Source organism: Gammaproteobacteria bacterium, assembly GCA_036381015.1.
GTDB lineage: Bacteria > Pseudomonadota > Gammaproteobacteria > Steroidobacterales > Rariloculaceae > ZC4RG20.
Genome location: DASVDR010000040.1, coordinates 1 through 8,848, shown reverse-complemented (window position 1 = coordinate 8,848; position 8,848 = coordinate 1). Strand labels below are relative to the sequence as shown.

Sequence of the window (8,848 nt, the reverse complement as noted above, 5' to 3'; positions counted from 1 at the left end):
TCGCCGAAGCGATGATCGCCGCACAGCCCGTAGCGCACACTCGAGCGGCGCGACAGCTGCGTCGTCGCCACCGCGGCGGCGAGCAGCGTGAAGCTCTTGCCGTCCCATTCCCCGGGCTTGCGGTAGACGTTCGAGGACGTCGAGAGCGCCGGGGCGACGCTGACGCGCCACTGGCGAGAATCACCGAGGCGCCAGTGCAGCGGGAGCCACGTCGTGTGCAGGTGCCCGTTGGTCTGCGGCTCGATCCCGGAAAAATCGAAGATCTGGTAGCGGTGCGCAATGCCCCACGCAAAACCGCCGGCGCGATCCGCGAAGCCCAGCGCGAAATCGCGCGTCTCCTGGTCGGTGTAGCCGTTGTCCGCCTCGAGGGCGGCGCGCTCGTGATTCACGAAGGCCAGCGACGCGAACGCATACGGCTCGGGCGCCTCGCACACCGTGGGCGACGGCCACGCGGCCGTCGGGCACGCGAGCGCCAGCAACGCACGGACGGTGAGGCCGCGGAGACTGCGCATGCGTCCGGAAGGTACACGCAGGACGCCGGTGAGTGCACTCGCAGGCCACAGAGGGCGTGGCACGAAAGTTGCTCCGTCCCGGTGAACGGGCCGGGAACGTCCCGGCGCTCCGACGCCATGAGCAGGAGAGAAGCGATGGCACGAGAAGACGAGCGACGCCGCGGGCCGGAGCGCGGCTGGCGCAGGGAAGGGGGCCGCTGGTCATCCGAGAGCGCCCGGCGCAGCGTGCGCGGCGACGACGAGAGCGGCACCGAGTACGACGACGAGGAGTATGGTCCGCCGCGCGCCTGGCGCGGCCAGCGCGTCGAGGGACGCGAGTTCAGGGCCGACGAGCGCGGCCGCTACCGCGCCTCGGGCCGTCGCGACGACACCGGCTACGGCAACGAGTGGCCCGAGGATTATCACAGCGATTTCTCCGGGCAGTTGCCGGAGCGGGATCGGGACGCTTATTCGGAGCGCCAGTCCGGGCCGTATCGCAGCCCGGTCAGCGGCCGCCCCGTGAGCGAGGGGCAGTATCGCGAGGAAGCGCACTGGCATCGCAGCCGCCCCTACACCGGGTTTTCCGGCAGGGTCTCCGAGTTCGGTTACGAGGATCCGACCTGGGCCGAGCCGCAGATGGGCCGTACCGGCGGCGCCACCGAACGCCCCTTTCCGCTGCCCGGCACCGGGTTCCGGGGCGTAGGCCCGCGCAATTACACGCGCTCCGACGAACGCATCCGCGAAGACGTCTGCGACCAGCTGGCGGAGGACGGCGAGGTGGATGCGAGCAACGTCGACATCGATATCGAGCAGGGGCGGGTGGTCCTGTCCGGTACCGTGCCGGAGCGCTACATGAAGCATCGGGCCGAAGACATCGCGGACGGCTGCCGCGGCGTGCAGGACGTCGAGAATCGCATCCGCATCGAGCGGCCGCAGACGCGGAGTCCGGACGCCCGCGAGGAATAGCACGCAGGGAAACGGTCGCCCGGCGGCGGCTCGCATTGAAAGCCGCGCGCATTGTGGGGACAATGCGCGTTTTTCCCGGTATGTGCTGATGAGCCCACAGAGCGGCTTTCTCGCCAGCCTCAATCACATGGTCGACCGCGCCTTCGGCGCCATGGACCTGCCGCAAGGGCTCACCGAGCAGATCAAGGCCACGAGCTCCCTCTACCGGGTGAATTTCCCGGTCGAGATCGGCGGCGCGGTCCGGGTGTTCACCGGATGGCGGGCGGTGCACAGCGAGCACCGGCTGCCCTCGAAGGGCGGCCTCCGCTATTCCCCGATGGTCAACCGCGACGAGATCGAGGCGCTCGCCGCGCTCATGTCGTACAAGTGCGCCATCGTCGACGTGCCCTTTGGCGGCTCCAAAGGCGGGCTCGAGATCGATCCCTCCGCATACTCCGAGGCGGACCTGCGGCAGATCACGAAGCGCTTCGCCTACGAGCTCGCGAAGAAGGGCTATATCAGCCCGGCGGAGAACGTGCCGGCGCCGGACGTCGGCACCGGCGAGCGCGAGATGGCCTGGATCGCAGACACCTACCGCATGCTGCATCCGCACGACCTGAACGCGATTGCCTGCGTCACCGGCAAGCCGGTCACCCAGGGCGGGATCGCCGGCCGTACCGAGGCGACGGGGCGCGGGCTGCATTATGCGCTCGCCGAATTCTTCCGCCACCCCGAGGACGTGCAGGCCGCCGGCCTGTCCGGCACGCTCGCCGGCAAGCGCATCGTCGTGCAGGGGCTCGGCAACGTCGGCTACCACGCCGCGAAGTTCCTGCAGGAAGACGGCGCGCTGATCGTCGGCATCGGCGAGCGCGACGGCGCGTTGTGGTCGGACAAGGGGCTCGACGTCGACAGCGTGCGGGAGTTCCTGTCGAAGTCCGGCGGCGTTGCGAATTACGGCGACGCGGAGTTCATCGCGGACGGCGCCAGGGTGCTGGAGCAGGACTGCGACATCCTGATTCCGGCCGCACTCGAGAACCAGCTGACCGTCGCCAACGCGGAGCGGATCCGGGCGCCGCTGATCGTCGAAGCCGCGAACGGCCCCACCACGTTCGAGGCCGACGAAATCCTGCGGCGGCGCGGCAAGACCATCCTGCCGGACATCTTCTGCAACGCGGGCGGCGTGACCGTCTCCTATTTCGAGTGGGTCAAGAACGTCTCGCACATCCGCTTCGGGCGTCTCGACCGGCGCCTCGAGGAGGCCCGCGGGCGGCAGATCGTCGCGGTGGTGGAGCAGGCGACCGGCCAGCGCATCCCGGAGCACCTCGCCGCGCCGCTCGAGTCCGGCGCCGGCGAGCTCGATCTCGTGCGCTCCGGTCTCGACGACACGATGCGGCTCGCCTGGAACAGCATCCGCGAGATCCGTTTGACCCGAAAGAACGTTCCCGACTACCGCACCGCAGCCTTCGTTCTCGCCCTCGACAAGATAGCCCGCGCCTATCTCGAGTTCGGGATCGGCTACTGACCGGCGCCGGAGCCTGCCGCAATGAACGACACCCGGAGCCTCGCGCTCTTCTGCGATTTCGAGAACGTGGCACTCGGCGTCCGCGACGCCCGCTACGCGAAATTCGACATCCGTCCCGTGCTCGAGCGGCTGCTGCTCAAGGGCAGCATCGTCGCGAAGAAGGCCTATTGCGACTGGGACCGCTACAAGGAATTCAAGCCGACGATGCATGAGGCGGCGTTCGAGCTCATCGAAGTCCCGCATGTCAAAATGTCCGGCAAGAATTCGGCCGACATCCGCATGGTCGTCGACGCGCTCGATCTCTGCTACACGAAGGAGCACATCGACACCTTCGTCATCATCTCGGGCGATTCCGATTTCTCGCCGCTCGTCAGCAAGCTGCGCGAAAACGACAAGACCGTGATCGGCGTCGGCGTGAAGAACTCGACCTCCGACCTGCTGATCGCGAATTGCGACGAGTTCATTTTCTACGACGAGCTGGTCGCCGAGCGCAGCCGCGCGAGCGACGGCGGACGCGGCCGGAGGACGAAAAAGACCGCCCGCAAGGAGCCCGAGAAAAAGCCGCAGGAGGATCCCGCCGCCGAGGCTATCGGCCTCGTCCTCGAAACGATCGAAGCGCTGTACGCCGAGCGTGGCGACAGCACGAAGCTATGGGGCTCGATGGTCAAGCAGGCTTTGAAGCGCCGGCGTCCGGGCTTCAACGAGTCGTCGTATGGCTTTCGCTCGTTCAGCGAGCTGCTCGAGGAAGCGCAGGCGCGTGGCCTGGTCGAGCTCGAGCTGGACGAGAAATCCGGCGGCTACGTCATCCGCAACGTCGCCCACCCGTAACACGCTTTCGTGTGGTCCTGCGCCGGCCGTTTGCCGGTGCAGGAATTACCGTCGGCGGCATTTTTTTCAAGCAGCGAGGCGCTGCGCAGTCGCGCCCGCGGCAGCGCGGTTCGATCCCGCACTGGCACGCTTATTGCTCGCTTCCACGGCAGTTGCGTACGAGCCGCCACCGGAGAGGAAGCGATGATCAAACGCCTGAGCAAGGCCAGACGGACGGCCATACTCGAGCACCTGCTGGCACTCGAAAGGCAGATTCGCGAGGAGTTCGGGGAAGACCCGGGTTCCCGCCAGAACGCCAGGCATTTTTCCGAGAGCGACCTGAGGTCGCGCCGTCCCCCCGCCCTCCAGGGGAGCGGCGTCGACGAGAGCCGCACTATCGCCAACGAGTTCACCGCGCGCTCCGTGCACTGAGGCGGGCGGCGGCGCCCATTCAGTGCCCGCGCGGCAGCGACGGCCGGTGCCGCGAGCTCGTTGCCGACAGCGGACGCCGCCGCGGTCGCGTTGTCGTGTTTACCGGCGGCAAGCGACAACTTTACAACGCCGGCAAGAATTACCGCGGCCCGGGCGCAGCGGCGCTCGTGCCGGCCGCCATCCCCTGCTGGCACGGGAATTGCTTGAAGCTTTCGGCGGCCGCGTGGGGCAACAGAACGGAAGGCGTTGGAAGCGGCCGACGGTTCCGCAAATGAGGCAGCAGGGAGTTCCGATATGACTAGCAAAGGACGTTTGGCTATCTGGGCAGGCAGCGCGCTGCTCACGTGGGGCATGCTCGCCGGGTGCGACACCGGCAACCAGCAGGAGCCCGCCGCGCCGGCCAGCGAGAGCGAGTCGGGCGACAACCTGGCCATGTACGAGCCCGGTGACAAGGCGAACGACCAGACCGGCACCGCCGACGACACCTACGGCAACCCGCCCGCGACCGGCAGCCCGTCCACGGCGAATGAGCCCGGCGCCGCGCAGGACGATTCGATGCAGGACGATTCGATGATGGGCGCAGAGGGCTCGCAGCAGCCCGGCATGGGCGCCGGTGCCACCCTGGAGAGCATGGCCACCGACCAGATCGTCGGCAAGACGGTCGTGAGCCGCCAGGGTGAGGAGATCGGCGAGGTGAACGATGTCGTGACCGATCCGACCAGCGGGCAGAAGTTCGCCGTGGTGGACGTCGGCGGGTTCCTCGGCGTCGGCGAGAAGAGCATCGTCATCGGATTGGACGAGCTCCAGATGAGCACGACCGGCGGCGGCGATCGCCTGCAAAGCGACCTGACCCGCGAGGAGCTGCAGACCAAGACCGAATACGCGCCGGACGACTACGAGTCCCTGACCGACAAGGGCGGACAGGACATGACGCAATGACGGCGACGCGGCGCGGCATTTCGCCGCGCCGCTTCGACGTTGCGGTGTGATCCCGCGCACCGCATCACGAGGCCCGGTGCAACGAGGCCCGCAGCATGGGGGCTTTGTTGGCCGGGAAGGGGAGAAAATGAGCACACCACCTGAAGGGTTTCCCCCGGACGGCGGCAATGCCGCCGACACGGGCCGCACCCGTACGCGCTCCACCGAGCCGAAGGCCACCGGGCAGGCTGCCAGCATGGCCCACGAGGCGGTGGACCGCGCGGCCGACAGCGCGGCCAAGGCGGAGGAGCGGCTCCGCGAGGCCGCACTCGCCGGCGAGGAGCGCCTGCGCGAAAAGGGCGCGGAGGCCCGCATGACGGCCGAGCGCGCACTGGATCATATGCGCCAGTACACCCGGGACAACCCGTTCGCGGCTGCCGGCATCGCGTTCGCCGCGGGAATGATCCTCTCCCGGCTGCTGAGGCGATAGTGTTTCCTCAGGCAGAGCTCTGACGCCGGCACGAATGCGAGCCGGCCCGGGCAACGGCGCTGAGCGGCGCGATCGGGAACGCCACCAACCGGGCGCCGGCGAAATCTCCGATTCGTTTCTCGCGGAAGTGCGCGCGGCGGCCGACGCCGCCGCCCGGCACGTGCGCACCGTTGCGGCCACCGCCGCCGCGGAGGCGCGGCTTTCCGTCGCTTCGGCCGCCGCCCTCGCGGCCGCGGCCGTGGCCGCCCTCGCGTTCGTTCTGGTGGCCTGGATCTGCCTGCTCGCGCTCGGCATATGGCTCGCGGTGCAGGCCGGCGCACCGCTGTGGAGCGCGCTGGCCGGCGCCGTGGTCCTGAACCTCGCGGGTGTCCTCGCTTGCCGGGTGTGGATCGGCCGGCTGATTCCCAACCTGGGGTTCGCGCGTACGCGCAACCTGCTCGGCAAGGCGGGCGGGTGATGGGCCTCGGCCGGCTGAAACGGCAAGCGGATGCGCTGGCAACCGAGGGCGCGCGGCTCGCCCTGGAGCGCGACCTGCACGCACGGAGCAGCGTCGCGCTGGCCGGCAAGGCGCTCTCGTCGCCAGGGGCGCTCGCCGTGCTGTTCGCCGCGGGATTCGTCGTGGGCGCCCCGCGTACGCCGCCGCGCACGCCGGCCGGGCACGAGGCACAGGCCGATCAGGGCGATGGCGGCATCGGCCGCTGGCTCGCCGGGCCCGTCGGGACGCTCGCGCTCAAAGCGGCTTTTTCCTTTTTGAGCGGGGCGGCCGTCCCGGTCCGCGGCGTGCCGCCCGTCAACTGACTTCCGTCGCTCTGCGCCGTCGCGGGCGGGAAGTCAGGCGTGGCTCGCCTCCGGCTCCAGCGTGAAATAGAACGCCGCACCCTCGCCGGGGCGGCTTTCCGCCCAGATCCGTCCGTCATGGCGGCGCACGACGCGCACCGCGATGTTGAGCCCGAGGCCGATGCCGTCCTCGTTCGATTCGTCCCGCTCTTCGCGCTCGAACGCACGAAACAGCCGCTCGGCGGAGTCCCCGTCGAAGCCGATCCCGTTGTCGCGCACGAAATAGACCGGCACGCGTTTGCCTTGCTCGCAGCCCACCTCGACGTGCCGGCGGTCCCGGGTGCGTGTGTACTTGAGCGCGTTGCTCAGGAGATTCAGTGCGAGCGTCCTTACCAGCTTCGGGTCCGCGTGCGCGTCCGGCAGCTCGGCGAGTGCCAGCTCGACCGGCGGCGGCGGCTCGGAAGCGGCCAGCTCGTCGAAGATGTCGCGGACCATCTCCGTCATATCGACGCGTTCGCGCCGGAACGTGGCGTGGGAAACGATGGAAAGTCCGAGCAGCCGGTCGAGGATCTCCGTCATCCGCTTGACGGCCGTGCCCGTGCGCTCGAGCGCCGTCAGACCGTCCGGGCCGAGCACGTCCCCGAACTGCTGCGCCAGCAACTGTGTGTTCACGGAGATCGTATTGAGCGGATTTCTGAGGTCGTGAGCTACGGAATCCGTGATGGTGCCGAGGTCGGCCGAGCGATCGGCGAGCTCTTTCGTGCGCTCCGCGATCTCGCGTTCGAGATTGCGGTTCAGAAGGGCAAGCTCGTGCTCCGCGACCTCCGCCGCCCGTGCCCGCTCCCGGGCTCGCCGGTTCTCCAGCACCAGCAGCCCGACCAGGCCAGCGATCGCGAAGCCCGAGAACAAGAGCGCGGTCAGGCCGCGTACGGACATCACGTCCTCGAGCTCCCCCGTGGGCGTCAAAGCGACCTGCCACAGCGTGCCGCTCGTCGGGCGCACGACGCCGGTCGTGGTCGGCGCGCCGGGAAGATCGTGGGCGGGCTCGCCGCGCCGGTAGAGACGCATGCCGTCCCAGCGTACTTCGACCGAATAACCGGGTGACACGTCGCGCAGCATCGCGGCGAAGGAGCGGGATGCATCGACGACGGCGACGAACACCCCGCGAGCGTCGACCATGTACACACGGTAGGTCGGATTGCCCGCGGCATCCTGGAACGGACCGATGATCTCCTCACCGCGCAGGCGGCCGGCATGCTCGAGCAGCGGGGCGGCCACGCGCAGATCTTCCGGGGTCGGTGCATGGTCCAGCTCCGGATGCCCGGGCGTTCGCGCGTATTGCACGCCGTGCACCGGATCACTCCAAAAGACGAGATCGATACCCTCGAAGTGCAGCGGTTCGAGACGGACGTCGGTCGCCCATTGCTCACGCGGCAGGTGGCCGTAGGTCGACCAGTAGCGGTGCACGCTGCGCAGCGCGCCGAGCATCAGCTCGAAATTGCGGGCAAGCTGGCTGCGCGCGGCCTGCGACTCGGAGGCGACGATTCTCGCGTTCTGCGCCCGATAGTCGTCTTCGAGGATTTTCCACGTTGCGAGCGTAGCCGCGGCGATGACCAGCGTCGCCGCCACGCTGATGGCGAAATGTCTCGGCAAGGGGCCACGCTCATTTGCAACGGGGTCTTGTAAAATTGTCCGGTTCGTTCGCTGCGCGGTCAACCGACGGCGATCGGCGACATACGCGTGCGTCGCTCTGCGCCGGGTGCTCAACCGGTGAGCGCCGCCGGTTGCAAGCGCGATTCGATCAGGCCGGCGAGATCGACGGGCGAAACGGGCTTGACCAGGTATTCGTCGAAGCCCGCCTCCATCGCCTGCCGGCGGGCCTCGCGGCTGCTGTAGCCGGTGAGCGCCACGAGCAGCATGCGCTCGCCGCCGGTGCGCGCGCGCAGCCGGCGCGCGACTTCGAATCCGTCGTACTGCGGTAATCCGATGTCGATGATCGCCGCGTCGGGCTGGACTTCGTCGGCGACGGCGATGCCCTCGAGACCGTCGGCGGCGGCGAACGTCCGGAAGCCGTAATGCCGCAACACCGTCGACAGCGCGTGCCGGGCATCCTCATTGTCCTCGATCAGCAACACTTTCCTGAGCTCGCGGATTTCGACCGGCCCGGTCGCGGAGCCAGGTGCTGCGTTTTCCGGCGCGGGAATCGCGGGGAAACGGATGACGAACTCGCTGCCGCGGCCCGGCCCTTCGCTGTGCGCCTCGACCGTGCCGCCGTGCATTTCCACCAACCGCTTGACGAGCGTGAGGCCGATGCCGAGCCCGCCCTGCGCGCGGCGACCGTGCGGTTCCACCTGCATGAAGAGCTCGAACACGCCCGCGAGCTTGGCCGCATCGATGCCGACGCCGGTGTCGCGCACCGAGATCGACACGGTGTCGTCCGTGTGCTCGACGGTCAGGCGTATCTCG

11 protein-coding genes are annotated in these 8,848 nt (G+C 68.7%); 8 read left to right on the top strand and 3 right to left on the bottom strand.

The annotated features are described in order from the left end of the window. Nucleotides 1–512 (bottom strand): hypothetical protein (locus VF329_13750; protein ID HEX7082068.1); only part of this gene is annotated, 512 nt, incomplete at its 3' end. 135 nt (nucleotides 513–647) lie between these two features. On the opposite strand from VF329_13750, the gene VF329_13745 reads away from it, so the two are divergent. The 8 genes from VF329_13745 (at nucleotide 648) to VF329_13710 (ending at nucleotide 6,403) form a co-directional block, all read left to right on the top strand. Next, nucleotides 648–1,457: a BON domain-containing protein gene (locus VF329_13745; GenBank protein HEX7082067.1), complete on the top strand. Its 810-nt coding sequence runs from the start codon at nucleotides 648–650 to the stop codon at nucleotides 1,455–1,457. A gap of 88 nt (nucleotides 1,458–1,545) precedes the next feature. After that, nucleotides 1,546–2,958, top strand: a complete 1,413-nt coding sequence (locus tag VF329_13740; protein ID HEX7082066.1) for a Glu/Leu/Phe/Val dehydrogenase — start codon at nucleotides 1,546–1,548, stop codon at nucleotides 2,956–2,958. Nucleotides 2,959–2,979: 21 nt separating this feature from the next. Next, nucleotides 2,980–3,786 carry an NYN domain-containing protein gene (locus tag VF329_13735; GenBank protein ID HEX7082065.1) on the top strand — a complete coding sequence of 269 codons (807 nt, stop codon included), beginning with the start codon at nucleotides 2,980–2,982 and terminating at the stop codon, nucleotides 3,784–3,786. A 183-nt stretch (nucleotides 3,787–3,969) separates the two neighbouring features. Next, nucleotides 3,970–4,197, top strand: a complete 228-nt coding sequence (locus tag VF329_13730; protein ID HEX7082064.1) for a hypothetical protein — start codon at nucleotides 3,970–3,972, stop codon at nucleotides 4,195–4,197. A 294-nt stretch (nucleotides 4,198–4,491) separates the two neighbouring features. Further along, the gene (locus VF329_13725; GenBank protein HEX7082063.1) at nucleotides 4,492–5,136 is read left to right on the top strand and encodes a PRC-barrel domain-containing protein; all 645 of its coding nucleotides are present in this window, start codon (nucleotides 4,492–4,494) and stop codon (nucleotides 5,134–5,136) included. Nucleotides 5,137–5,263: 127 nt separating this feature from the next. Continuing rightward, on the top strand, nucleotides 5,264–5,605 hold the full coding sequence (locus VF329_13720) for a hypothetical protein (protein HEX7082062.1): 342 nt from the start codon (nucleotides 5,264–5,266) through the stop codon (nucleotides 5,603–5,605). A gap of 34 nt (nucleotides 5,606–5,639) precedes the next feature. Next, complete coding sequence (locus VF329_13715) at nucleotides 5,640–6,062, top strand: hypothetical protein (protein HEX7082061.1); 423 nt, start codon at nucleotides 5,640–5,642, stop codon at nucleotides 6,060–6,062. Continuing rightward, complete coding sequence (locus VF329_13710) at nucleotides 6,059–6,403, top strand: hypothetical protein (GenBank protein HEX7082060.1); 345 nt, start codon at nucleotides 6,059–6,061, stop codon at nucleotides 6,401–6,403. Before VF329_13715 ends, VF329_13710 begins: the two co-directional genes overlap by 4 nt. Nucleotides 6,404–6,436: 33 nt before the next feature. Here VF329_13710 and VF329_13705 read toward each other — a convergent pair whose 3' ends face one another. Both VF329_13705 and VF329_13700 read right to left on the bottom strand, forming a co-directional pair. Continuing rightward, nucleotides 6,437–8,035, bottom strand: coding sequence for an ATP-binding protein (locus VF329_13705; GenBank protein ID HEX7082059.1), 1,599 nt, complete (start codon nucleotides 8,033–8,035; stop codon nucleotides 6,437–6,439). 110 nt (nucleotides 8,036–8,145) lie between these two features. Further along, nucleotides 8,146–8,838, bottom strand: coding sequence for a response regulator (locus VF329_13700; protein ID HEX7082058.1), 693 nt, complete (start codon nucleotides 8,836–8,838; stop codon nucleotides 8,146–8,148). Nucleotides 8,839–8,848 lie beyond the last annotated feature (10 nt).